The 23,699-nt window shown below is 72.8% G+C and carries 21 protein-coding genes and 1 riboswitch; of the genes, 8 read left to right on the top strand and 13 right to left on the bottom strand.

The features are described 5' to 3' along the window. Window positions 1-12: 12 nt before the first annotated feature. The gene (locus tag ACLQ3F_RS01520) at window positions 13-567 is read right to left on the bottom strand and encodes a hypothetical protein (protein WP_425845300.1); all 555 of its coding nucleotides are present in this window, start codon (window positions 565-567) and stop codon (window positions 13-15) included. Between the two features lie 102 nt (window positions 568-669). On the opposite strand from ACLQ3F_RS01520, the gene ACLQ3F_RS01515 reads away from it, so the two are divergent. Continuing rightward, a complete protein-coding gene (locus ACLQ3F_RS01515; RefSeq protein WP_425845297.1) occupies window positions 670-1,470 on the top strand; it encodes an SAM hydrolase/SAM-dependent halogenase family protein in 801 nt (266 codons plus the stop codon). 25 nt (window positions 1,471-1,495) lie between these two features. Continuing rightward, the gene (locus ACLQ3F_RS01510; protein WP_238671784.1) at window positions 1,496-1,738 is read left to right on the top strand and encodes a CPCC family cysteine-rich protein; all 243 of its coding nucleotides are present in this window, start codon (window positions 1,496-1,498) and stop codon (window positions 1,736-1,738) included. Window positions 1,739-1,771: 33 nt separating this feature from the next. On the opposite strand, the gene ACLQ3F_RS01505 is transcribed toward ACLQ3F_RS01510, so the two are convergent. Beyond that, complete coding sequence (locus ACLQ3F_RS01505) at window positions 1,772-3,034, bottom strand: hypothetical protein (protein WP_425845294.1); 1,263 nt, start codon at window positions 3,032-3,034, stop codon at window positions 1,772-1,774. 109 nt (window positions 3,035-3,143) lie between these two features. Here ACLQ3F_RS01505 and ACLQ3F_RS01500 point away from each other — a divergent pair, with 109 nt between their 5' ends. Beyond that, the gene (locus ACLQ3F_RS01500) at window positions 3,144-3,953 is read left to right on the top strand and encodes a DNA-formamidopyrimidine glycosylase family protein (RefSeq protein WP_425845292.1); all 810 of its coding nucleotides are present in this window, start codon (window positions 3,144-3,146) and stop codon (window positions 3,951-3,953) included. 165 nt (window positions 3,954-4,118) lie between these two features. Beyond that, window positions 4,119-7,718, top strand: a complete 3,600-nt coding sequence (locus tag ACLQ3F_RS01495) for a hypothetical protein (protein ID WP_425845289.1) — start codon at window positions 4,119-4,121, stop codon at window positions 7,716-7,718. 71 nt (window positions 7,719-7,789) lie between these two features. On the opposite strand, the gene pspM is transcribed toward ACLQ3F_RS01495, so the two are convergent. The 7 genes from pspM to ACLQ3F_RS01460 all read right to left on the bottom strand — a co-directional run bounded on the left by pspM (window position 7,790) and on the right by ACLQ3F_RS01460 (window position 14,210). Continuing rightward, window positions 7,790-8,575, bottom strand: coding sequence for a phage shock envelope stress response protein PspM (gene pspM / locus ACLQ3F_RS01490; protein WP_425845287.1), 786 nt, complete (start codon window positions 8,573-8,575; stop codon window positions 7,790-7,792). A 23-nt stretch (window positions 8,576-8,598) separates the two neighbouring features. Continuing rightward, window positions 8,599-9,471, bottom strand: a complete 873-nt coding sequence (locus tag ACLQ3F_RS01485; protein ID WP_357195212.1) for a PspA/IM30 family protein — start codon at window positions 9,469-9,471, stop codon at window positions 8,599-8,601. 196 nt (window positions 9,472-9,667) lie between these two features. Then, window positions 9,668-10,102, bottom strand: coding sequence for a helix-turn-helix domain-containing protein (locus ACLQ3F_RS01480; protein WP_425845284.1), 435 nt, complete (start codon window positions 10,100-10,102; stop codon window positions 9,668-9,670). Between the two features lie 209 nt (window positions 10,103-10,311). Continuing rightward, entirely contained in the window at window positions 10,312-10,791 is a 480-nt protein-coding gene (locus ACLQ3F_RS01475) for a CinA family protein (RefSeq protein ID WP_425846148.1), read from the bottom strand. Window positions 10,792-11,030: 239 nt separating this feature from the next. Further along, window positions 11,031-11,621, bottom strand: a complete 591-nt coding sequence (gene pgsA / locus ACLQ3F_RS01470) for a CDP-diacylglycerol--glycerol-3-phosphate 3-phosphatidyltransferase (protein WP_357195219.1) — start codon at window positions 11,619-11,621, stop codon at window positions 11,031-11,033. A gap of 77 nt (window positions 11,622-11,698) precedes the next feature. Then, the gene (gene rimO, locus ACLQ3F_RS01465; protein ID WP_357195273.1) at window positions 11,699-13,207 is read right to left on the bottom strand and encodes a 30S ribosomal protein S12 methylthiotransferase RimO; all 1,509 of its coding nucleotides are present in this window, start codon (window positions 13,205-13,207) and stop codon (window positions 11,699-11,701) included. Window positions 13,208-13,286: 79 nt separating this feature from the next. Beyond that, window positions 13,287-14,210: an ornithine cyclodeaminase family protein gene (locus tag ACLQ3F_RS01460; RefSeq protein ID WP_425845281.1), complete on the bottom strand. Its 924-nt coding sequence runs from the start codon at window positions 14,208-14,210 to the stop codon at window positions 13,287-13,289. A gap of 92 nt (window positions 14,211-14,302) precedes the next feature. Continuing rightward, a riboswitch (guanidine-III (ykkC-III) riboswitch) is annotated at window positions 14,303-14,373 on the top strand. 61 nt (window positions 14,374-14,434) lie between these two features. Between ACLQ3F_RS01460 and sugE the strand changes: the two genes are divergently transcribed. Both sugE and ACLQ3F_RS01450 read left to right on the top strand, forming a co-directional pair. Beyond that, window positions 14,435-14,749, top strand: a complete 315-nt coding sequence (gene sugE, locus ACLQ3F_RS01455; protein ID WP_357195224.1) for a quaternary ammonium compound efflux SMR transporter SugE — start codon at window positions 14,435-14,437, stop codon at window positions 14,747-14,749. An 82-nt stretch (window positions 14,750-14,831) separates the two neighbouring features. Beyond that, window positions 14,832-15,077 (top strand): hypothetical protein, encoded by a 246-nt coding sequence (locus tag ACLQ3F_RS01450; RefSeq protein ID WP_112586600.1) that lies wholly within the window; start codon window positions 14,832-14,834, stop codon window positions 15,075-15,077. A gap of 66 nt (window positions 15,078-15,143) precedes the next feature. On the opposite strand, the gene ACLQ3F_RS01445 is transcribed toward ACLQ3F_RS01450, so the two are convergent. Continuing rightward, window positions 15,144-17,603 carry an FtsK/SpoIIIE family DNA translocase gene (locus tag ACLQ3F_RS01445; RefSeq protein ID WP_355009541.1) on the bottom strand — a complete coding sequence of 820 codons (2,460 nt, stop codon included), beginning with the start codon at window positions 17,601-17,603 and terminating at the stop codon, window positions 15,144-15,146. A 113-nt stretch (window positions 17,604-17,716) separates the two neighbouring features. On the opposite strand from ACLQ3F_RS01445, the gene ACLQ3F_RS01440 reads away from it, so the two are divergent. Next, a complete protein-coding gene (locus ACLQ3F_RS01440) occupies window positions 17,717-18,196 on the top strand; it encodes a YbjN domain-containing protein (RefSeq protein WP_355009542.1) in 480 nt (159 codons plus the stop codon). Further along, window positions 18,193-19,854 carry a YbjN domain-containing protein gene (locus ACLQ3F_RS01435; RefSeq protein WP_425845278.1) on the top strand — a complete coding sequence of 554 codons (1,662 nt, stop codon included), beginning with the start codon at window positions 18,193-18,195 and terminating at the stop codon, window positions 19,852-19,854. Before ACLQ3F_RS01440 ends, ACLQ3F_RS01435 begins: the two co-directional genes overlap by 4 nt. A gap of 62 nt (window positions 19,855-19,916) precedes the next feature. Here ACLQ3F_RS01435 and ACLQ3F_RS01430 read toward each other — a convergent pair whose 3' ends face one another. The 3 genes from ACLQ3F_RS01430 to thyX are packed head-to-tail and all read right to left on the bottom strand — an operon-like array spanning window position 19,917 to window position 23,372. Continuing rightward, a complete protein-coding gene (locus tag ACLQ3F_RS01430) occupies window positions 19,917-21,605 on the bottom strand; it encodes a ribonuclease J (protein WP_355009544.1) in 1,689 nt (562 codons plus the stop codon). A gap of 52 nt (window positions 21,606-21,657) precedes the next feature. Further along, on the bottom strand, window positions 21,658-22,584 hold the full coding sequence (gene dapA / locus ACLQ3F_RS01425) for a 4-hydroxy-tetrahydrodipicolinate synthase (protein ID WP_357195234.1): 927 nt from the start codon (window positions 22,582-22,584) through the stop codon (window positions 21,658-21,660). A 47-nt stretch (window positions 22,585-22,631) separates the two neighbouring features. Next, window positions 22,632-23,372, bottom strand: a complete 741-nt coding sequence (gene thyX / locus ACLQ3F_RS01420) for an FAD-dependent thymidylate synthase (RefSeq protein ID WP_124816891.1) — start codon at window positions 23,370-23,372, stop codon at window positions 22,632-22,634. Window positions 23,373-23,699: the final 327 nt, after the last annotated feature.

The raw sequence follows: 23,699 nt of genomic DNA, 5'->3' as shown, positions 1-23,699 counted from the left end.
CACGCCGGTGGCTCAGCCCAGCCTGTCGAGGGCCTTCTCGTAGCCGGGGCGGTCGGCGGCCGGGGTCTTCGCCTCCAGGTAGTTCAGCACCACCGCGCCGCGCCGGTACGACTGGCCACCCCACGTCTCCGCGATGTCACTGGCGCTGGTCTCGTCCGGGAAGACGTACACGGTTACGGCGTCGGTGGCGATCAGCTCGGAACAGCCCAGGCCGAGGCCGTCCGGCCCGCAGTCGACCGAGCGGTCCTTCGGGTGCGGCACCTTCAGACCGGCGGCCCGGAAAGCGTCGACGACCTGCTTCGCGCCGGGCGCCCTGGCCGGGCGCTTGGGCAACACCACCGGCGGCGGGCTGGCCGGCCGTCGCTGCGTCGTGCCCTGGGCGGCGGGGGGCGGGGTCGCGCCGTCGGCACTGGGTGCGGCCTGGGGCGTCGGCAGGCCGGTCGGGGCCGCCTCGGACGAGGCGGACGGGGTCGCGGTCGGGCTGCCGTCGTCGTCACTGCCACAACCGGCGCTGAGGGCGACGGCGACCAGCAGGATTCCGACTGCGGGGAGGTTCCGAGTTGTCACCAGGGCAGTCTGCACAACGTCTTCCCGCGGCGGGAGGGGCCGGTCGGCCACTGCGCTGTCCCGTATCCGCCAGCACAGCGCGGATTCCACTAGCCTGCGGGCATGTCCGCCGCGCCCTGGATCTCGCTGACCACCGACTACGGCCTCACCGACGGCTTCGTGGCCGCCTGCCACGGGGTCATCGCCCGGATCGCGCCGGCCGCACGGGTGATCGACGTGACCCACCTGGTGCCGCCGGCCGATGTCCGGCGCGGTGCTGCCGTACTGGCGCAGACCGTGCCGTACCTGCCGGTGGGAGTGCACGTGGCGGTGGTCGATCCGGGTGTGGGCACCGCCCGGCGGGGGGTCGCGCTGGCCACGCCGGGCGGACTGCTGGTCGGACCGGACAACGGGTTGCTGCTGGACGCGGCCACCGCGCTCGGTGGGGTGACCGACGCGGTCGAGCTGACCGAGCCGCGCTGGCTGGCCGCCCAGGTGTCCGCCACGTTCCACGGCCGGGACGTCTTCGCACCGGCGGCGGCCCGGCTGGCGCTCGGCGCACCGCTGGCCGAGGCGGGCCCACCTGTCGACCCCGCCGGGCTGGTGCGACTTCCGGCGCCGACGGTGTCCCGGGACGCCGAGGGCTTCACCGCCGAGGTGCTGACAGTGGACCACTTCGGCAACGTCCAACTTGCCGCGCCGGCCGAGTTGCTCGATCCGCTGCCGGCCACACTCCGGGTGGGTCCGCCGGGACCGACACCGGCCCTCGCGGCGGTGCACGGGCGCACCTTCGGCGACGCCCCGGCCGGAGGCCTGGTGGCTTACGTCGACTCGGCCGGTCTGGTGGCGGTCGCGGTCAACGGCGGGCGGGCAGCGGACCTCCTCGCCGCCTTCCCGGGGGACCTCCTGCGGGTATCGGGCTGATGTTCGACTGTGGAATGCTTCTCCGGTGGGTGAGCATGTGGTTCCTGTGGGCTGTCCCTGCTGTGCATCGCGAACCGGCGGGGGGACCTGCCCCGTCTGTTTCTGGACCGACGACGGCCAGACCGACGCCGACGCCGACGCCGTCCGGGGCGGCCCCAACGGCGACCTGAGCCTGACGCACGCCCGCCTCAACTACGCCGTCTACGGTGCCAGCCACCCGCGCTACCAGGACATGGTGCGCACGGCTCGCCCCGACGAGCGCCCCTGACATCGACGGAGCGCCCGACGGGGTGAGCGTGGCTCAGCAGACCGGCACGCTGCCGCCGTACACGCTGGAGATGTATGCGTGGCTGACGTACTGGCCACTGGCCAGACGGTTCCAGCGGGTGGTGGTCCGGTAGGGGCCGGCGACCGACTGACCGGTGACGTAACACTGGATCGGCACGTGGGCCAGCCGGGCAGCGAGGCCTCGCGTCGCGTACGACGTGCTGGCCCCGGTGCGGATGTTGAGCGGCCCGTCACCGACGACACCGCGCGGCCCCCCTCCGGTCCACAGGTACGCGACGTCCACCCAGGAGTTGGTGGTCAGTAGCAACCCGTCCCAGAACGTCCCGTCGGCCAGGTCGATGCCGGCCGGGTTGAGCACGGTCCGCCCGAACTGGTCCCGTCCGCCGTTGTAGCCGGACTGGTACGCGGCCTGCGCCTCGGGCCGGCCCTGCGGCAGGTTCTTCCAGTTCTCCCGAACCGACGAGGGATTCCAGTAGTCGTCGCGGGTGTTCCACGGCCCGACGTCCCAGACCGGGGCGTACTCGCAGCGGGAGCCGCTGGTGGTGCAGACCCGCACTGTGTAGTCGCCGGTGTTCAACGGGGAGAGCCCCCGCCGCGACGGCAGCGCCGCGAAGTGGTCCCGGGGTTGCACGGTACGGCCGTTGGCGGTCAGCTCGCCGACCAGGCCGATACGGGTGGCGTACACCCGGTAGGTGCGGCCGGGCGTGGCGGCGGAGACGGCGACGTTCGCGTCGGCGGTGAGCCGCACGCCCCGTACCGTCGCCGTAGCGCCGCCGTCGGGGGCGGTGAGCACCACCCGGGTCTGCACCCTGGTGACCGGCCGGTCGAAGACCGCGCCGGTGGTGGCCGCCCGCCACTCCGTCCAGCCGGCGGCCCGCCAGCCGCGAACCTGCGCCTCCACTGTCGCCCCTGCCGGAACTGCGGCGTTGATCTCAGCGCGGACCCGGGTGGCCGGCCGGGCGAGGGTACGGGGAGCGGTCAGCAGCATCCCCTCGGCGACCGCACTGTGCGGGCTGCGGGCGCCGCGCCCGTTGGCGCGGGCATCCCGCAGGCGGAGGCCGGCGGCGCTACGCCGGACGTTGACATCGTCGCGGTCGACGATGGTGAGGTCGACGCTCCACCGTTCGTCGCCGGGCGCGGCGGCGACGAGAGTGATCGGAGCGCCGCCGGGTGCGGCCGGGGCAGGGCCGCCGGCGGGTAGCAGCGCTGCGGCGAGCAGGAGTGCGAGGGTGGCGATGAGGGCGACGGATGGGATACGACAAGAGGGTCGCGTCATGGGCATTCTCCTCAGAACCTCCTGACCTTCGCATGTCGGTAGATCATGAGGAACCTGAGTACAAATAGCGACACATGCGAATCTTGCTCGAAAGAGGGAGGATGGCAGGGTGCCCGAAGGCGACACCGTCTGGAACACCGCGCGCGTGCTGCAGCGTGCGCTGGCCGGCGCGCGGATCACCGGCAGTGACTTCCGGGTGCCGCAGCTGGCGACCACGGACCTGACCGACTGGACCGTCCGTGAGTCGGCCAGCCGGGGCAAACACCTGCTGCTGCGACTCGGCGCCCCGACCGGCGAGCACTGGACCCTGCACTCCCACCTGCGGATGGACGGCGCCTGGCGGGCGTACGCCCCGGGGGAACGCTGGAGCGGACGGCCCGCGCACCTGATCCGGGTGGTGCTGCGCAGCCCTGGCGCTGTCGCGGTCGGCTACCACCTGCACGACCTGACCCTGGTGCCGACCGCCGACGAGGGCCACCTGGTCGGCCACCTCGGCCCCGACCTGCTCGGCGCCGACTGGGACCCGGCCGAGGCGGTCCGTCGGCTCGCCGACCACCCGGAGCAGACCATCGGCGAGGCGCTGCTCGACCAGCGCAACCTGGCCGGTGTGGGCAACCTCTACAAGTGCGAGGTGCTGTTCCTGCGGGGCGTGTCACCGTGGACCCCGGTCGAGAAAGTGCCCGACCTGCCGGGCCTGGTGGCCCTCTCCCAGCGGCTGCTCGCCGCCAACCGGGGCCGGTGGACGCAGAGCAGCACCGGCTCACTGCACCGGGGGCAGACCAGCTACGTGTACGGCCGCCGCGCTCAGCCCTGCCGCCGCTGCGGCACGGCCATCCGCAAGGAGGAGCTCGGCGAACGGGTCACCTACTGGTGCCCGGTCTGTCAGCCCGAACTCCCGCGCCCCTCATCATCCGGCTGACCAGGCTCTCGCCAGACGGGATCCACGGCAGAAACGGACGATTGGGTAATTCCTAACCGGCCGCCGGAGTCGCATGCTGCGGTTGAGCGCTCACCGACCGTCAGCAGAGTGCCGAGGTCCCCCACGCCGGAGTGGCGGACCTCGCGCCCCGAACCGGGGAGAGTCATGGCGATGTTCCGCAGACTCCGCTCCACCTTCTTCGAGCGGACCACGGCCGACAGCCGGGCCGCGTCCGTGCCGACCCCGCGTACCGCCGACGAGGCCGTCGTCACGCCGAGCCTGGACCCGGCCGTCGTGCCCCGCTACTTCGGCCCGGTGCCGAACTTCGCCCACAGCCCTCGCCCGACCCGGGGCCCCGACGGGCAGGTGGTGGCCGGGACCGGGCTGCGCAAGTTCGTCGACCCACTGCCCGTCCCGGGCCAGCCCGGCCGCGGCGAGCTCGGCAGCCACCTGCCGGTGGCGGTGCCGGACACCATCAGCTATCCGGGCTGCGACTACTACGAGATCGGCCTGCAGGAGTACGCGCAGCGGCTGCACCGGGACCTGCCGGTCACCCGGCTGCGCGGCTACCGGCAACTCAACCTGGGCACCGACCCGGCCGGACACAACACGGTGGCTCCTCCGGAGCGGCCCTGGCACCTCGGGCCGATGATCAGCGCCCGTCGGGGTCGACCGGTCCGGGTGAAGTTCATCAACCAGCTCCCCACCGGCCGGTCCGGCGAGCTGTTCCTGCCGGTCGACGACACCGTCGAGGGAGCCGGCCTGGGCCCACTGGACGGCCCGGCGCCGTACCCACAGAACCGGGCCGTGCTGCACCTGGCCGGGGCGCAGACCGGCTGGACCAGCGCGGGCAACCCGGGGCAGTGGATCACCCCGGCCGGGGAGATCACCCCGTACCCGACCGGGCCCGGCCTGGCTCACGTGCCGGACATGCCGGCGCCCGGCACCGGGGCCACCACGCTCTACTTCCCGAACGAGCAGAGCGGCCGGCTGCTGTGGTTCCACGACAACACCCTCGGCCTGGCCCGACTCACCGTCTACGGCGGACAGCTCGCGCTCTACCTGATCACCGACCCGGCCGAGGACCAGCTCGTCGCCGACGCGGTGCTGCCAACCGACCAGGTGCCGCTGGTGATCGAGGACAAGACGTTCGTTCCGGACGACACCCAACTCGCCGCCGAGGACCCGACCTGGGACCGGGAACGCTGGGGCGCCCGGGGAAGCCTCTGGCACCCGCACGTCTACCAACCCCGGCAGAACCCGTACCGGTCCGGCGGACGCAACGCCACCGGCCGGTGGGACTACGGACCCTGGTCCCGCAACCCCGCCTCCGGCGACGCCCCCGCCGACGGTTGGGTGCCGAACCCGCACCACGACCCGGTCGGCGCGCCGGACGAGCCGCCGTCGAGCCCCGGCGTACCGCACCCGTCGGCGGTGCCCGAGGCATACGGCGACACCCCGCTCGTCAACGGCGTCGCCTACCCGTACCTGGAGGTGCGGCCGCGCGCGTACCGGTTCCGGATCCTCAACGCCTGCCTGGACCGCAGCCTCAACCTTCAGCTCTACCGCGCCTGCTCCGACGCGGCGATGTGGACGGCCGACGGGGCGCTCGCCGACCCCGACGCCGGTGAGGTGCCGATGGTGCCAGCCGCGCGGGCGGCGGACCGTCCGGCGGGGTGGCCCACCGACGGACGCGACGGCGGTGTGCCGGATCCGCGCGCTGCCGGCCCGGAGTTCATCCAGATCGGCAACGAGGCCGGCCTCCTGCCGGCGCCGGTGGTGCTGCCGAACCAACCGATCGGCTACCGCTACGACCGGCTCGACCCGACAGTGCTGAACGTCGACGGACACACCCTGCTGCTCGCCCCGGGCGAACGGGCCGACGTGCTCGTCGATTTCACCGCCGTGCCGCCGGGTAGCACGCTGATTCTCTACAACGACGCTCCGGCCCCACTGCCCGGCTTCGACAGCCGCTACGACCAGCACACCGATGCCCCGGACCGCAGCGCCGGGGGCGGCCCGCCCTCGACCGAACCGGGGTACGGCCCGAACACCCGCACCCTGCTCCAGTTCCGGGTCACCGGGACGCCCGAGCCGCCGTACGACCTGAGCCGGCTGCGCGAACGGCTGCCCCTGGCGTACGCGGCCAGCCAACGCCCGCCGATCGTCCCGCAGCCGGCGTACGACACGGCGTTCGGCACCCGGACCCCGGCGCAGACGACGGTGCCGGTGCACGCCTCCACTGTGACGTTCACGCCGACGGCCGGCACCGGCCCGGTGACCCTGCCGATCGCGGTGAAAGCCGCGCAGCAGATCTTCGAGCCGGACCACGGCCGGTCGGCGGGCCGGCTCGGCGTCGGGCACCCCCACGCCGGGCCGCTCAACCCGACGACGCTGCCGCTCGGTACGACCGACCCGGTCACCGAGGTGCTCTTCGCCACCGACCCCGCCGTGCCGGTGGGCTCCCCCACCGACGGCACGCAGCTCTGGCGGATCAGCGGCAACGTCCGGCAGACCGAGCCGTTGCACGTCGCCGGCTGCGACGTGCAGGTGATCAACCGGGTTGGCTGGGACGGCACGCTGCGACTCCCGCACGGCACGGAGCTGGGGTGGAAGGGGGTCATCCGGGTCAACCCCCGGGAGGACGTGGTGGTGGCGCTACGCCCGGTCGCGCCGGTGCTGCCGTTCAAGCTGGGAGACAGCGTCCGGTTGCTCGACCCCTGTCGTCCGGCCGGAGCGCGGACCGGGTCGACGCCGATCAGTCCGATCGACGGGCGACCGGCCACCGTGGTCAACCAACTGGTCAACCTGGGCTGGGAGTACCGCTGGCACAGTCAACTCGCCGGCCACCGCGACGGCGGGATGAGCCGGCCGCTGGTGCTGCGGGTGGCGCCGAAGGCGCCGACCGGGCTGACCGCCACACCGGTGTCCGGCTCGGCCACCGCGTTACCCGCGATCGCGCTGGCCTGGACCAGCAACGGCGGGCGTCCGCCCGCCACCAGCCACCTGCTGCAACGGGCCACCGACGCGACCTTCGGCGGCGAGGTCACCACGATCACCGTCGCAGCAGCCGCCACCCGCTACACCGACGCGACAGTCACCCCCGGGGTGACCTACCACTACCGGATCCGGGCGGAGAACGCGGTCAGCTACTCGTCCTGGTCGAACGGGGTACCCGCATCGGTGCACCTGGCCGCGCCGAGCGGTCTGGCCGCGACGCTCCCGCCGGCCGCCCCGCTGCGGGTGGCGCTGCGCTGGACGAACCGCTCGTTCGCCACCGGCATCGACGTGCAGCGGGCCACCAACCCGACGTTCACCAGCGGCCCGGGCACCACGGCGATAGGGGTCGGCGACAACCACCTGGACGCGACAGTGGCACCGGACACCACGTACTACTACCGGGTGCGCACCACCTACCTGGGCTCCGCCTCCGCGTGGTCGACGGTCGCCACGGTGACCTCGCCGCCCGCGCCGGGAACCCCCACCGGGGTGAGCGCCACCGCCAGCGCACCGGGGCCGGACACCGCGACGGTGATCCTGGCCTGGGAGGCGAGCACACCCGGCGGCCCCGGGTCCGGGTTCATCGTGCAGCGGGCACTCGACCCGGCCTTCGAGCAGGAGACGGCCACCTTCACGGTGACCGGCCGCGGCTTCACCAACACGGGGTTGGCCCGGGGCGTCGCGTACCACTACCGCATCCGGTCGTTCAACGTCGTTGGCACCTCGCCGTACACCGGACCGGTCCTGGTGACGACACCACAGTGACCGACCCGAGGTCCGTGCGCCTTCTCGGGCCATGCCCCGTCAGCGCGCCGCCTGTCGGAGCGCGTGCGCCGTCAGCGCGTCGGCGCGCGCAGCGGGGTGCCGACGGCCCGCAGCTCGGCGAGCGCCCCGGCGACCCCGTGCAGCAGGTCGGTCGCCTCGGTGAGCCGGTCGGCGGCCGGATGGGCGGTCTCCGGTCGGGAGTCCTCGGCCAGGTAGCCGGCGGCGGCGACCACCAGCCGTTCGTACGCCGCCACCCCGCCCTCCAGTTGGGCGGTGAGCGCGGCGTGCGCCTCGGCCAGCGGTGGTCGGGCGTCGGCTGGGGCCAGCCGTAGCGCGCGTTCGACGCTGGCCACCCGAGCGGCCAGGTCGCGCAGCGAGCGGTCGGCTGCGGCAGCCTCCAGCACCGCCGGCTCGGCCAGCCCGGTGAGTCGGGGGGCCATTCCGGCCAGGGTGAGCGCCGCCCGGTCCAGTCGGGCCCACTGCTCTCCGGCGCTGGTGCCGCGCAGCGCGATCCGGGAGCGGACCCGGCGCACCTCGGCCAGTACGCCCGGGCCGACCGGCAGCCGCTCGACGGCGGCGATCAGTCGGGCCCGCGACCGGGCCGCCGCCTCGGCCGGGTCGAGCGCTGGGGGCGCCGGCTGGGCGGTCAGGGCACGCACGTCGATCCAGCGCCAGGCGGCGAGCGCCATGGCGCTGCCCGCGGCGCCCGCCCAGGCCGCGTCGGGCAGACCAAGGCCGGCGTACGGAGTCAGCACCGCCGCCGCGCCGCCGAGCCCACCGGCCAGCACGCTCCACCGTCGGGCCGACCGGCGAAGCCGACCCAGCCTCCGGAAGTACCGGGTCCGCTCGTCTGCCACAGTGCCCCCTTCGATCCGGTCGTTCAGCCGGCGGCGGTCGGGTCGCCGGTGCCCCGCTCGCGAGCCATGCTGGCGCGCAGCTCGTCCAGCCGGGCGGCGGCCGTCGGGTCGTTGGCCGGGCCGGTCTTCTCGGCCTGCGGGACGGCCGGTCGCTGGGCCGTGCCGCCGAGCTGCTCCCCCGCCATGCTGGAGCGGATCTGCTCCAGCCGGGCGGAGCCGGCCGAGTCGATCGTGGCCTTCTGAATTTCCAACATACGGCCCTCGACGGAGTTGCCGGCCAGTTCGGCGCGACCCATCGCGTTGGCGTACCGCCGCTCGATGCGGTCGCGCACCTCGTCCAGCGACGGGGTGGTGCCCGGCGCGGTCAGCGACGACATCGACTCCAGGGAACGGGCCACCGTCTCCTGCATCTTGGCCTGCTCCAGCTGGCTGAGCAGCTTGGTGCGCTCGGCGAGCTTCTGCTGGAGGATCATCGAGTTGTTCTCGACCGCTCGGCGGGCCTGGGCGGCGGCGCCCAGCGCCTGGTCGTGCAGCGTCTTCAGGTCCTCGGTGGCCTGCTCTGCGGAGACGAGCTGGCTGGCCAGCGTCTGCGCGGACTGCTCGAACCGCACGGCCTCGGCCTCGTCGCCCTTGGCCCGGGCCTGGTCGGAGAGCACCAGGGCCTGGCGGGCGTTGCCCTGCAACCGCTCGACCTCGGTCATCTGCCGAGACAGCTTCATCTCCAGCTGACGCTGGTTGCCGATCACCGCGGCAGCCTGCTGAACCAGCGCCTGGTGCTGCCGCTGGGCATCCTCGATGGCCTGCTGGATCTGCACCTTGGGATCGGCGTGCTCGTCGATCTTTGCACCGAAGAGCGCCATCAGGTAGTTCCAACCCTTGACGAACGGGTTCGCCATCTCCGCGGTATCCCCTCAGTAGCGTCACTCCACCACGGCCGGCCGGCTGAACCGACCGACCGTTGCCGGCCGGTCTCCATCGTCCCAGCCGAACGCCAATGAGGCATCCGTACCGGGCGGTCGACAGCACCGGCGGCTCCTGCGAGCAACCCTACGCGGCCGGGGCCAGCCCGCCCATGGTCAACAAGATCGCGGCTCAGGCCGCGCAGACCACGTCCCGGTCGCGCTCGGTCGGGCGGACCCGGGTGCTGCGCAGGGTGGCCTTGAGCGGCGAGTCCTGGCGGACCGAGACGGCGACCTTGCCGTCGGAGGTGACCTGACGGACACCCCGACTGGTGCTCTTGGCAGCGGCTTCGGACGGCTCGTCCGGCATCGAGACGAGCACCCCGGGCATCTGCTCGGCGAGCGCCACGGTGTCGCTCACCTCACGCAGCAGCTCGGAGAGGCGGGCACCGAGGGCGTCGCAGATCGCGGCGAGCAGCTCGCTCGACGGCTCCTTGTGCCCGCGCTCGATCTCGGAGAGGTAGCCGAGGCTGACGTTGGCGGCGGTGGAGACCTCACGCAGCGTGCGCTGCTGGCCCTGCCGGCGCGCTCGCAGTGCGTCACCGATCACCCGGCGTAGCAGGATCATCGCACCTCCCCCTGAGGGATACCTCGCGCCCGCCGCTGGGCGGCCGGCTGCGGCGGACCGCGCCGACCCCGAACGTCGGAGCCTTCCCGCAACCGTACCCGTTGCGGGCCCGGGCGACATCCCGCCCCGCCCGTCGGTTCGTCGGGACGGGCCCGCCGCCGCCCGTGTGGCGTCGGCTCGGGTGGCTCTGACCGTTTCGGCCCTGGCGGTCACGAGGTTGCGGCGGCCAGCCGCTCGGAGAGCAACCGCAGCGCCTCGACCACCGCCTCCGCTCGGACGTGGTCCCGCCCGCCGCCCAGGTCGAGCTGGCGGACCTCGCTGCCGTCCGGTCCGGCAACCGCGACGTAGACCAGGCCCACGGGTCTCCCGTCCTGCGGCTCCGGGCCGGCGACCCCGGTGGTGGCCAGCCCCCAGTCCGCGCCGCACCGCTGCCGGCCGCCCTCGGCGAGCGCCACCGCCACGTCCGGGTCCACCGGCCCCCGGTCGGACAACAGATCAGCCGGTACGCCAGCCAGCGTCGCCTTCAACTCGGTGGCGTAGACCACGAGACCGCCCCGGTAGATCCCGCTGACCCCGGCGATGTTCACGATCGAAGCGGCGAGCGACCCACCGGTGAGCGATTCGACGGTGGCCAGGGTTTCGTGCCGCTCGGCCAGCCGGTGCACGACCCCCGCCGCCGCACTGCCCACCTCGGTACCGCCCACCCCGTCACCAGCGACCCCGGCACCACTCGCCCCGCCACCGTTCACCGACACCCCACCCTCCGTCGCAGAAACCAGTCGTTCCCCACCCACCAGTCCCCAACCCAATCACCCGCCCGACCCCAACCCCGGCCCGATCGCGGTGATCATGGAGTTGGCGTCACGACACGTCGTCCGGCAGGGCGACAACCCCACGATCAACGGCGGAAAGCGGGGGCCCGGGACTGTCAGCGGGGGCGGCGGAGGCGGAGGGCCTGCGCTACGTAGTCGAAGCCGGTGGCGACCGTGACCAGGACGGCGGCGGCCATGATCCAGGGGCCGACGGCGGCGAGCGCGGCCGGCATCGGCCAGAGGTACCAGGCGATGGCGAGGATCTGGAGCGCGGTCTTGACCTTGCCACCTCGGCTGGCGGCGATGACGCCGTGCCGGATCACCCAGAACCGCAGCCCGGTGATGCCGAGCTCGCGAACCAGAATCAGCGCGGTCACCCACCAGGGCAGTTGGTCGTACCAGGAGAGCAGCACCAGCGCCGCGCCGGTCAGCGCCTTGTCGGCGATCGGGTCGGCCACCTTGCCCACCGAGGTGACCAGCCCGAAGCGGCGGGCGATCCAGCCGTCCACCAGGTCAGTCGCCGAGGCCACCGCGAAGATCAGGCAGGCCGCCATCCGCCAACCGGCGTGGGTCATCCCGGACATGATCACCGAGGCGGCGAAGACCGGCACCAGCAGCAGCCGCAGGGCGGTCAACGCGTTCGCCGCGTTGACGACGGGCACCACGGCCACCACCCGGCCCGGCGTCGACTCCGTCGCCCCGGTCACCGCCGCACTCCGCTCGGACCGCCGTGGCGTTCCCGGCACCGCACCACCTGGGTCCCCCGCTCCGCTCGGGCCCGCCGTCACCGTGCCGCGCCGGGCGCCGCCGAGATCATCTCATCCGGCACAGCGAGCAGGTCCACCCCTTCGGTGCCGGTCACCGTTGCGCGTACGAGATCGCCCGGGCGCAGCGCGGCCAGGTCGACCCCGCCCTCGACCGGGGCGACGAGAGTGGTGGAACCGTCCACCTCCGGCGCCTGGTGGGCCGCCCGGCCCTCCACCACGCCGTCCTCGATCGAGTCGACAAGCACCTCGACGGTCGAGCCGAGCCGGTCCTCGGCCCGCTGCGAGCAGAGCTCGTCGGCGAGGGCGCTGAGCCGGTCGTAGCGCCGCTTGATCGTCGCGGCGGAGACCTTGCCGGGCAGGCCGGCCGCCTCGGTGCCGTCCTCGTCGCTGTAGTCGAACATGCCGATCGCGTCGAGCCGGGCCTCGGTCAGGAACCGCACCAGCTCGTCGACGTCGCCGCGGGTCTCGCCGGGGAAACCGACGATGAAGTTGCTCCGGGCGCCGGCGTCCGGAGCCAGGGCGCGGGCACTCGCCAGCAGCTCCAGGAACCGGTCGGTGGAGCCGAAACGCCGCATCCGGCGCAGCACCGGCTCGCTGGAGTGCTGGAACGACAGGTCGAAGTACGGTGCCACGCCCGGGGTGGTCGCGATCGCCTCGACCAGCCCGGGCCGGGTCTCGGCCGGCTGGAGGTAGCTGGCCCGCACCCGGACGATGCCGGCCACCGCGGCGAGCTGGGGCAGCAGCTTCTCCAGGGCGCGCGGGTCACCCAGGTCCTTGCCGTACGAGGTGGAGTTCTCGCTGACCAGCACCAGCTCCCGTACGCCGGTCTTGGCCAGCCACTCCGCCTCGGCGAGCAGCTCGTCGGGCGTACGCGACACGAAGGCTCCCCGGAAGGCCGGGATGGCACAGAACGCGCAGCGGCGGTCGCAGCCGCTGGCGAGCTTCAGCGAGGCCACCGGACCGGTGTCGAGCCGTCGACGCAGCACCTGGCGCAGGTGGGCCGGGGTGTGCTCGTCGGTGTCGACGACGGTGCGGGTCACCGTGCCGTGGCCGGGAAGCGACACCCCGCTGTCGCGGCGCTGCACCGGGGTCAGCGGCAGCAGCTCGCGCCGGTCCCGTGGGGTGTGCGCGCTGATCTGCTCGCCGGCGACGACGGCGTTCAGCCGGGCGGCGATGTCGGGGTAGTCGTCGAAGCTCAGCACCGCCTGGGCCTCGGGCAGGCTGTCGGCCAACTCCCGGCCGTACCGCTCGGCCATGCAGCCTGCCGCGACCACCTTGGCGCCCGTTCCGGCGGCGGCGAGCAGGGTCTGGATCGAGTCCTGCTTGGCCTTCTCCACGAAGCCGCAGGTGTTGACGACCACCACGTCGGCGCCCTCGCCGTCGGTGGTCACCTGCCAGCCGTCGGCGTGCAGGCGGGCGGCCAGCTCCTCGGAGTCGACCTCGTTGCGGGCACAGCCCAGGGTCAGCAGGGCGACGCGACGGCCGTCGGCGTGGTCAGCGGGAGAAGGAGAGGTGGCAGACACCATCCGAGGGTACCGGGCCGGCCGGGTGAGCCCACGCACGCGGGCTGCGGAGACGGTCGACACGGAGGAGAACGTCATTCCGTCAGCGCGCCTCAGCGCCAACCCGGGTCAGCGCGTCGAGCAGGAACACCTCGGTGCCGGCGAGGCCGGTGCAACAGAAGACGGAGATCTGGTCCGCGGTGGTCCGGCCGGGGACCGCGCCGGCCAGGATGCCGCCCAGGTCGTGCAACCTCCCGGCGTACGGGGGTGTGGCCGCGAGCATCGGCGGCTGGTAGTCCGCCGCCTGGGCCGGTGAGTCGGTGACCAGCAGGTCGGCGGTGTCCAGCAGGTCGGTGCCGAACTCGCTGCGGTCGCGCTGTTTGAAACCGACCGCGTTGACGTGCGTGCCGGGGCTGAGGTCGGCGGCGCAGAGCACCGGGGTCGGGCTGGTGGTCGCCAGCACCACCAGGTCCCGCCGGGTGACGGCCGAGCCCGGATCTGCCACCGCACGGGCCGGCACGCCGAGTTCGACACGGACCCGGGCGGCGAAGGCCTCCCGGCGAGCTGCGGAGCGGCTGTGCACCACCACCTCGCGCAACGGGCGGACCGCGGCCGCGGCCCAGACCTGGGTCCACGCCTGCCGACCGGAGCCGATCACCCCGAGGGTTGCGGCGTCGGGACGGGCCAGCGCGTCGACCGCGAGACCCCCCAACCCTCCGGTACGACGGGAGCCCAGCTCCTCGCCCACCGCGACCGCCCGGATCGCCCCGGTCCGGGCGTCGTGCAGCACCACCAACTGCTCGCCCTGCGGGTGACCGAAGGTGTCGTAGGAGCGGAAGCCGTACCACTCGTCGACCAGGTGCCCGGCGGTGAGCACCATCCGCCCGCCGCCCAGCGGTACGGCGGCCCGGGGCGGCGCGATCAGGCGTCCCTCGTACGCGGCCAGGAGGGCGGAGCGCATGGCGGCGACCGTTGTGGCGGCGTCCAGCGCGGCGGCGACCTCGGGGTCGGCGTAGAGCATGGTCATGGTGGCGATACTGCAAGTTGAAGTCAGGTAGAGGTCAACGGATCGTGGTGACGGTCACCGCCCCGCCACCGGGGGCGGTGCTAGCGTCGGCACCGGCGGCCGGATGCTCGTGGCCGCTCCGGACGAGTGGTGGGCGTACCCGGTCAGGCCAAGACGCCCCGCGTGACGTGAAGACTCGACTCGTCCCGGCGCGGCAGCCCCGGGCGCTTCCGGTGAGGTGAACGATGGCCTGGCTCGTACTGGTGATCTCGGGACTGTTGGAGACGGCCTGGGCGATCGCCCTGGACCGCAGCGCCGGCTTCAGCCGGCTGGTCCCGTCGGTGGTGTTCGTGGTGACCCTGCTGCTGAGCATGGCCGGGCTGTCGTACGCGCTCCGGGACATCCCCGTCGGCACCGGCTACGCGGTCTGGGTCGGCATCGGCGCGGTCGGCACCGCGCTGGTCGGGATGCTGGCGCTCGGCGAGTCGGCGAGCCTGCCCCGGATCCTCTGTCTCTTCCTGGTGGTCGCCGGCGTGATCGGCCTCAAGATCTTCCATTGAGGTGCCGCGCAGGCAGGCGTGATGGGTGCCAACAGTGGGTATTGATCGATTCGTCACGACAGGCTCTCACTTGGAGGAAGACATGGCCGACATGCCGAGCACCGCCCGTCCCCGCAGCAACGCCGCCCGCATCCTCACCATCGTGGGCTTCGTCTTCGCGGTCCTGGCCCTGCTGCTCAACCCGATCATCTTCGGCGTGCTCGGTGTCATCGCGGGCGTCGTCGGCGCGGTTCTCGGTGACAAGCCGCTCGGTTGGTACGCCGCCGTGGCGAGCGTCGTCGCCGCGATCATCAGCCTGGTGATCATCGGCGCGCTGATCAACAACTGACCACTCTCCTGTCGCGGGCCCGCCGGAATCCGGCGGGCCCGTCGTGCGTCCAGCGTCGACAGTCGGTCAGTCCACGTCGCCGCGCAGGCCGGTCAGGACCTCGTCCAGCTCGTCCGGCTTGACCAGCACGTCGCGCGCCTTCGACCCCTCGGACGGCCCGACCACCCCCCGGGTCTCCATCAGGTCCATCAGGCGGCCCGCCTTGGCGAAACCGACCCGCAGCTTGCGTTGCAGCATCGAGGTCGAGCCGAACTGCGAGGTGACCACCAGCTCCACCGCCTGCACCAACAGGTCCAGGTCGTCGCCGATGTCCTCGTCGATCTTCTTCTTGCTCTCCTGCGCCGGGGCCAGCACGTCCTTGCGGAACTCGGGCTCACGCTGGTCCTTGCAGAACTTCACCACGTCGGCGATCTCACGCTCGGTGACCCAGGCGCCCTGGATCCGGACCGGCTTGGAGGCGCCCATCGGCAGGAAGAGCCCGTCACCACGGCCGAGCAACTTCTCCGCGCCCGGCTGGTCGAGGATGACCCGGGAGTCAGCGAGGGAGGAGGTGGCGAACGCCAGCCGGGACGGCACGTTCGCCTTGATCAGACCGGTCACCACGTCGACCGAGGGGCGCTGGGTGGCCAGCACCAGGTGAATGCCGGCGGCCCGGGCGAGCTGGGTGATCCGGACGACGGAGTCCTCCACGTCGCGCGGCGCGACCATCATCAGGTCCGCCAGCTCGTCCACGATCACCAACAGGTACGGGTACGGACGCATCTCGCGTTCGCTGCCCGGCGGGGCCTTGATCTCGCCGTTGCGGACCTTGCGGTTGAAGTCGTCGATGTGCCGGACCCCGTTGGCGGCGAGGTCGTCGTAGCGCATGTCCATCTCGCGGACCACCCAGTCCAGCGAGTCGGCCGCCTTCTTCGCGTTGGTCACGATCGGAGTGACCAGGTGCGGGATGCCCTCGTAACCGGTCATCTCGACCCGCTTCGGGTCGATCAGCAGCAGCCGCACCTCGTCCGGCGTGGCCCGGGTGAGGATGGACACCAGCAGGGTGTTGAGACAGCTCGACTTGCCCGCGCCAGTGGCTCCGGCGATCAGGATGTGCGGCATCTTGGCGAGGTTGGCCACCACGTAGCCACCCTCGATGTCCTTGCCGAGCGCCACGACCATCGGGTGGTGATCGCTCGTCGCCGCCCGCGAACGGAGCACGTCGCCGAGGGCCACGTTCTCCGGGTCGGCGTTCGGGATCTCCACGCCGACGGCGCTCTTGCCCGGGATCGGACTGAGGATCCGTACGTCAGGCGACTTCACCGCGTACGCGATGTTGCGGGACAGCTGGGTGATCCGCTCGACCTTGACGCCGTGCCCCAGCTCCACCTCGTACCGCGTGACGGTCGGGCCACGGGTGAAGCCGGTGACGGCGGCGTCCACGTCGAACTGGTCGAACACGCCGGTCAGCGCGGCGATCACCTCGTCGTTGGCCTTGCTGCGGGTCTTCGCGGCGGCCCCGGCACTGAGCATGTTTGCCGGCGGCAGGGTGTAGTCCCCGGAGAGCCCGGTCAACGCCAACTGCTCGGCCCGGGTCGGGGCGGGCGAGTGCTCCGGCGGCTCGACCGATGGCTTGCGGCTCGCCGGCACCTTCGCCGGAGACTTGCGCGGCAGCACCATGGTCTCCTGGAGGTCCGCGCCGTCCAGGTCATCGAAGTCGTCCGGGTCCAGTGGTGCGGGCATCCGCTTCGCCGGTCGCTTACGCGCCGGCTTGGCGGCCACCTCGTCCGCCTCCTCATCCGCCTCCGGTGCGCCGACCAGCCCACCGGCGAGCAGGCCCAGCCGCTCCGGGATCTTGTTGATCGGCGTCGCGGTCACCACCAGCAGGCCGAAGAGCAGCAGCAGGACGAGCAGCGGCACCGCCACCCAGGCGGTGACCGCCCGCTCCAGCAGCCCACCGACGCCCGCGCCGACCAGACCGCCGGCGAAGTCACGCTCCAGCGGGTCGACCGGATCCTGACCGATCTGGAGCAACGCGGCGGTCGACACGAGCAGCGAACCCCAGCCGATCAACCCACGGCCGCGGTGCTCCGGATCGGCCGGCTGACGCATCAGCCGCCACGCACCGATCATCAGCAGCACCGGTACGACAACCGAGATCGCGCCCAGGAACAGCCGGATCGTGTCGGCCAGTCGCGCGCCGACCGGCCCCGCTCCGGACAACCAGAGCGCCACGGCACTGAGCAGGGCGAGCCCGAACAGGAGCAGCCCGGCACCGTCCCGGCGGTGCTCCGGGTCGAGATCGCGGGCCGACGCAGCCTGCCGGCCAGCGGCACGCACCGCCCAGCCCATCCCGTGCGCCAGCCCCATCCACAGTGCACCCACCGCACGGCCGACGTAGACCGCCGGGCCGGGCCGGGCCGGCGTGGTGCGACGTCGGACCGGTGCCCGGGTGGTCTTCTTCGCCGGTTGACGGGCACGACTGTTGGTGCCACCGCGCGGCGACGCGCCGCGCCGCCGGCTCGCCTGAGAGGTACGGCCCGCCATAGAGTCACGGTAACGGTGGGGGCGGGCAGATCCCCGCTTTTCCGGGTCGTGTCCGCGCGTCGCAACACGAACCCCACCGCCGGTCGTGATATCCGCCTCAGAAGGGATGCCCCATGGCGTCGCCGGAAATCGAAGGCGATCCGGACGATCCACTGGCCGGGCACCCCGACTTGCTGCGTCCGCTGACCGGTGAACTGGTCGCCGCAGTGCTCGCTGCCCGGGGCCGGTCCGTCGGCCCGACCCCGGACGGCGACCTCGTCGGCCACTTCGACGACAACCTGATCTGGTTCCTCCGCGTCGGCGGGGACGGTGAGCTGCTCCAGATCCGCACCATGGTCGATCCGACCTTCGGCATCGAACGGGTGCCCGACCTGTACGCGTTCTGCAACTCCTGGAACCACGACCGGCTCTGGCCGAAAGCGTTCGTCCACGTCGCCGACGACGGTCGGGCCCGGGTGTACGGCGAGGTGATCACCGACCTGGAACGCGGCGTGACCCCACACCAGCTCGACCAGCTGCTCGACTGTGGCATCTCCACCGGCTGCCAGCTCGCCGTGGCGGTTCGTCGACTGCCCGGAGCGGTGCCGTCGTGACCGGCCGGGACGAGTTCACCGGCAGCCGCGCCGGCACGCCACCCACCGCTGCCGGTGAGCGGCTCGCGCGGGGCCGCGTACCGGCGCTGGAGGCCGCGCTCGCCGAGGCTCGGGACCTTCCCGACGGCCCGGCCCGGCAGGTGGCCCTGGAACGGCTCGCCGAGCGTGCCGACGCGGCCGGCGACGTCCGGTCCGGGATGGACGCACGGTTCGCGTTGATCGAGGCGTACCTGCTGCACGGGGAGCGGTGGCGTCTGGTCGAGCCGGTCCGGCGCTGCCGTGCCGCCGCCGACCACCGGCCCGACGTGCTCACCGAGACGGAGACCGGGCTGCTGCTGCGTTACCAGCGGTACGCGGTGGAGGCGCTGCTCGGTACCCCCCGGGTCGGGCTGGACCAGACCCGGTCCCTGCTGCACGACCTGGCCCACCGCGTCGGCACGGATGGTCCGGACACACCGACCGTGGCGGAGCTGCACTGCCGGATCGCCGATCATCTGGGCGACGAACCCACCGCCCGGCACTGGTACGAGCGATGGTCCGGAAAACGGCCAGGCCCGGCCGGCGGCTGCCCGGGCTGCGCCTCGGCCCGGCGTGCCGAGCTGCTGGCCGGCTGGGGCGAGTGGAATGCCGCGGTCACCGAGCTCGGGAGAACCGACGGCGACCGGGAGTCCTGCACCGACCAGCCCGAGCGGGATCTGGTCGCCGGTCTGCTGCCGGCACTGCGCACCGGTGAGCCGGAACGGGCGGCGACGGCGCACGTGCGGGCGTACCGCCGGCACCGGCGGGAGCGCGCGGCGTTCCCGCACCTCGCCGCACACCTGCGGTTCTGCGCGCTGGGCGGGCACCTGGAGCGCGGGCTGACCATCCTGGCCGAGCAGTTACCCCGGTTGGACCGGCCGACCGACGATCTCGCCGCCATGGAGTTCGCCGCCGCCGGGGCACTGCTCTGCGGGCTGGCGACCGACGCAGGGCTGGGCGGGCGGACGATGCCCCGGCCCGCGTACGGCGAGCGGACGGCCACCGAGTTGGACGTCGCCACGCTCGGGGCGCTGCTGCTCGGGGTGGCGAACGACTTGGCCGGCAGCTTCGACGCGCGCAACGGCACGGGGCACCACTCCGGACGGATGGCCGCCTGGCTGGCCGAGCGCCCGCTCGCGGCACCGGTTCCGCTGCCCACCGACGACGAAGCTGACGAGCCCGACGACGACCGGTCCGACGTCGAGGCCGACGTCGAGGCCGAGCAGTGCGAACGCGAATTGTCGGCGCTCTCCCTCGGCATGATCACCGGGATCCTGGACGGGCGCGGCGACCGGTACCTGGTGGACGAGGGCGAGACGGTGGTCGGCCACTGGGAGGGAACGGTGATCCAGTTCCGGCGGGCCGGTGAACGCGGCGAGGTGCTGCACGCCCGCGCCATGGCCAACCGCCGGCTGCCGGCAGCCCGCCGCGCCGAGGCGTACGCCTTCTGCAACGCGTGGAACCACGACCGGCTGCTGCCCAAGGCGTACGCGCACGATCTCGGCGACGAGTTGGTGTTGGCCGGCGACGTGGCCACCGACCTGGCGCACGGGGTCGCCCCGGCACAACTGCGGGTCCTCATGGACGCCGCCATCGCCACCGGCGTCGCGTACGCGGAGGCGGTCGCCGCGCTGCCCTGACCGCCCGGGAACGGCTGACGCCGGCCCACCCCGTTCGGTGGGCCGGCGTCAGCGGACGTTGCTCAGACCTCGACGACGGTGGGCACGATCATCGGCCGACGACGGTACTTGTCGTTGACCCACCGCCCCACGGTCCGTCGGACGATCTGCTGGAGTTGGTGCGGGTCGGTGATGCCGTCCGCCGCGGCCCGGTTGAGCGCCTCGGTGACCAACGGCACCACCGGGTTGAACGCCTCCGGGTCCTCGGAGAAGCCCTTCGCGGAAAGCGTCGGGCCGGCGACCACCTTGCCGGTGACCGAGTCGACGACCACCGTGGTGGCGATGAACCCGCCGTCACCGAGGATCCGTCGTTCGGTGAGCAGCGACTCGCTGACGTCACCGACGGCGAGGCCGTCCACGTAGACGTACCGGCTCTTCACGTGCCCGACCAGGCTGGCGCGGCCCTCGACCAGGTCGACCACGTCGCCGTCCTCGCAGATCACCACCCGGTCGGCGGCAACCCCGGACTCGATGCCGAGCCGGGCGTGGGCGCGCAGGTGACGCCACTCGCCGTGCACGGGCATCAGGTTGCTCGGCCGGACCACGTTGAGCAGGTAGAGCAGTTCCCCGGCGGGGGCGTGCCCGGAGACGTGCACCTTGGCCACGTCCTTGTGCACGACCACCGCGCCGGCCCGCGCGAGCCGGTTGATCACCCGGTAGACCGAGGTCTCGTTGCCGGGCACCAGTGAGGAGGCCAGCACGACCGTGTCACCGGGGGCGATGGTGATGTGCCGGTGGTCGCCGCTGGCCATCCGGCCCAGCGCGCTCATCGGCTCACCCTGGGAACCTGTCGACATCAGCACGATCTCGTCCGGCGGCAGCGTGGTCGCCTCGTCGATGCTGATGACCAGGCCGGCCGGGATGTTGAGCAGGCCGAGGTCCCGGGCGATGCCCATGTTGCGGACCATGGACCGGCCGATCAGCGCGACCTTGCGGCCGTGCTCGGCGGCGGAGTCGAAGACCTGCTGCACGCGGTGCACGTGCGAGGCGAACGACGCCACGATGATCCGACCCTTGGCCTTCGCGAAGATCGAGTCGAGCACCGGGCCGATCTCCCGCTCCGGGGTGACGAAACCGGGGATCTCCGCGTTGGTGGAGTCGGACAGCAGCAGGTCGACGCCTTCGGCGCCGAGCCGGGCGAAACCGGCCAGGTCGGTGATCCGGCCGTCCAGCGGCAACTGGTCCATCTTGAAGTCGCCGGTGTGCAGCACCAGGCCGGCGGGGGTGCGGATGGCCACCGCGAGGGCGTCCGGGATCGAGTGGTTGACAGCGAAGAACTCACACTCGAACGGGCCGAGCCGCTCGCGGCCGCCCTCCCGCACGGTCAGCGTGTACGGCTGGATCCGCCGCTCGGCCAACTTCGCCTCGACCAGGGCGAGGGTGAACTGTGAGCCGACCAACGGGATGTCGGGCTTGTGGGCGAGCAGGTACGGCACCGCGCCGATGTGGTCCTCGTGACCGTGCGTCAGCACGATCGCCTGGACGTCGGCCAGCCGGTCCAGGATCGGACCGAAGTCGGGCAGGATCAGATCCACACCCGGCTGCTCGACATCGGGGAACAGCACGCCGCAGTCGACGATCAGCAACTTGCCGTCGTACTCGAAGACGGTCATGTTCCGACCGATGGCGCCGAGCCCGCCGAGCGGGATGATCCGCAGGCCACCTTCCGGCAGCGGCGGGGGTAGCTCCGCCTCGATGTGCGCCTCGGTCACGCGTCCACCTCATTCTGCGACGCCGTTACTCGACGTCCATCGTGTCGTTCGTTCATTCGGGCAGCTCCAGGCCCGCTGCCGCGAAGTCCGCGCGCAGCTGGGCAATCTCGTCGTCGGTGGCGTCCACCAGCGGGGGTCGCACCGGGCCGGCCGGCAGGCCCTGCGCCGCCAGGCCTGCCTTCACCAGGATCGCGCCCTGGGTGCGGAAGATGCCGGTGAACAGCGGCAGCAGCCGCCGGTGCAGCGCCAGCGCGGTCGGCATGTCCCCCGCGTCGTACGCATCGATCAGTTGTGCGGTCAGCGCCCCGGTGAAGTGCGTGGAGGTGCCGACCACGCCCACCGAACCGACGGCCAGCGCCGGCAGGGTGAGAGCGTCCTCGCCGCAGTAGAAGGCGAGGGCGGTCCGGCTGGTCACCCAGCTGGTTGCGGTCAGGTCGCCCTTGGCGTCCTTGACCGCGACGATCCGGCCGTGCTCGCCGAGCCGCACCAGCGTCTCGGTCTCGATCGGCACACCGGAACGGTGCGGGATGTCGTACAGCATCACCGGCAGGCCGGTGGCGTCGGCGACGGCGGTGAAGTGCCGGACCAACCCCGCCTGCGGCGGCTTGTTGTAGTACGGGGTGACCACCAGCAGGCCGTGCGCACCCGCCTTCTCGGCGGCTGCGGCCAACTCGATGGTGTGCCGCGTGTCGTTGGTGCCAACGCCCGCGACCACCTTGGCCCGGTCACCGACAGCCTCCACCACGGCCCGGATCAGCTGCTCCTTCTCCGCTTCCGTGGTGGTTGGCGACTCGCCGGTGGTGCCGTTGACCACCAGCGCGTCGTTGCCCTGCTCGTCGACCAGGTGGCTCGCCAGCCGGGCGACGCCGTCGAGATCGAGGGAACCGTCGGGGGTGAACGGGGTCACCATGGCTGTGATCAGCCGGCCGAAGGGGCGGGACGCCGGTCGGGCCGCGGCATCGAGGTGGTCGTGCGTCATACCCTCCAACCTAGCGGACGACCAGCCGGGGCCCGCCGGGGAAGGGCTCAGGACGCCTCGTGCGGGCTGGCCGCCACCTCGGTGCCGTCCGGCAGCGTGGAGATCACGAAGTCGGCGAACACGTTGGGGGCGACACCCTGCAGCTGGCGCAGGCACTCGACGGCCAGCTCACGGATCTCCACGTCGGCGTGCTCGGTGGCCCGCATCGCGATGAAGTGCCGCCAGGCCCGGTAGTTGCCGGAGACCACGATCCGGGTCTCGGTGGCGTTGGGCAGCACCGCGCGGGCCGCCTGCCGGGCCTGCTTGCGGCGCAGCGTCGGGTTCGGCTCGTCGGAGAAGCGCTGCTCCAGGCCCTCCAACAACTCGGTGTACGCCCGAACACTCGCCTCGGCGGCCTCCACGAACTTCTTGTGCAGCTCCGGGTCGTCGGCGATGACGGCCGGCTCGACCATTGCCGCGTCCCGCTCCGGGACGTAGCGCTGCGACAACTGGGAGTACGAGAAGTGCCGGTGCCGGATCAACTCGTGGGTGAAGGAGCGGGACACCCCGGTGAAGTAGAAGGTGACCGACCCGTGCTCCAGCACACTCAGGTGCCCAACCTCGAGGATGTGCGCCAGGTAGCCGGCGTTGGTGGCGGTCGCCGGGTTCGGCTTCTTCCACGACTGGTAGCAGGCCCGACCGGCGAACTCGGCGAGCGCCTGGCCGCCCTCCGCGTCGGTCGACCACGGCACGTCGTCCGGGGCCGCGAATTGGGTCCACGCGATCAACTTGACCTGGGGCTGCACCATGTCCGGCATTCCTGGGACTTTAGTGGTGGGGTGCCGCCCGACCCAACTCAGGCGCGCCCCGTGCAATGTCGATCACTCAGGCAACGACGCACCCAACCGACGTCGCCGACTCTTGGGCCGGGGAGCGGGGGCCGAGGGCCGGGAGCCAGGGCCGGGAGCAGGGCCGGGGCCGGGAGCAGGGCCGGGGCCGGGAGCAGGGCCGGGGCCGGTGGCCGGGGGCCGGGGCCGGTGGCCGGGGGCCGGGGCCGGGGGCCGGGGCCGGTGGCCGGGGCCGGTGGCCGGGGCCGGTGGCCGGGGCCGGTGGCCGGGGCCGGTGGCCGGGGCCGG

Source organism: Micromonospora sp. DT15, from assembly GCF_049841475.1.
GTDB lineage: Bacteria > Actinomycetota > Actinomycetes > Mycobacteriales > Micromonosporaceae > Micromonospora.
Note: the sequence above shows the minus strand (reverse complement) of the source record. Positions and strands in the feature narration are given on the sequence as shown.

Bases quoted from the DNA above. Each gene is read 5' to 3' on its own strand.
- ACLQ3F_RS01515 (WP_425845297.1), top strand. From the start codon at position 670: ATGTCCGCCGCGCCCTGGATCTCGCTGACCACCGACTACGGCCTCACC.
- ACLQ3F_RS01505 (WP_425845294.1), bottom strand. From the start codon at position 3,034: ATGACGCGACCCTCTTGTCGTATCCCATCCGTCGCCCTCATCGCCACC.
- ACLQ3F_RS01495 (WP_425845289.1), top strand. From the start codon at position 4,119: ATGGCGATGTTCCGCAGACTCCGCTCCACCTTCTTCGAGCGGACCACG.
- ACLQ3F_RS01485 (WP_357195212.1), bottom strand. From the start codon at position 9,471: ATGGCGAACCCGTTCGTCAAGGGTTGGAACTACCTGATGGCGCTCTTC.
- ACLQ3F_RS01480 (WP_425845284.1), bottom strand. From the start codon at position 10,102: ATGATCCTGCTACGCCGGGTGATCGGTGACGCACTGCGAGCGCGCCGG.
- rimO (WP_357195273.1), bottom strand. From the start codon at position 13,207: ATGGTGTCTGCCACCTCTCCTTCTCCCGCTGACCACGCCGACGGCCGT.
- ACLQ3F_RS01460 (WP_425845281.1), bottom strand. From the start codon at position 14,210: ATGACCATGCTCTACGCCGACCCCGAGGTCGCCGCCGCGCTGGACGCC.
- sugE (WP_357195224.1), top strand. From the start codon at position 14,435: ATGGCCTGGCTCGTACTGGTGATCTCGGGACTGTTGGAGACGGCCTGG.
- ACLQ3F_RS01450 (WP_112586600.1), top strand. From the start codon at position 14,832: ATGGCCGACATGCCGAGCACCGCCCGTCCCCGCAGCAACGCCGCCCGC.
- ACLQ3F_RS01445 (WP_355009541.1), bottom strand. From the start codon at position 17,603: ATGGCGGGCCGTACCTCTCAGGCGAGCCGGCGGCGCGGCGCGTCGCCG.
- ACLQ3F_RS01440 (WP_355009542.1), top strand. From the start codon at position 17,717: ATGGCGTCGCCGGAAATCGAAGGCGATCCGGACGATCCACTGGCCGGG.
- dapA (WP_357195234.1), bottom strand. From the start codon at position 22,584: ATGACGCACGACCACCTCGATGCCGCGGCCCGACCGGCGTCCCGCCCC.
- thyX (WP_124816891.1), bottom strand. From the start codon at position 23,372: ATGGTGCAGCCCCAGGTCAAGTTGATCGCGTGGACCCAATTCGCGGCC.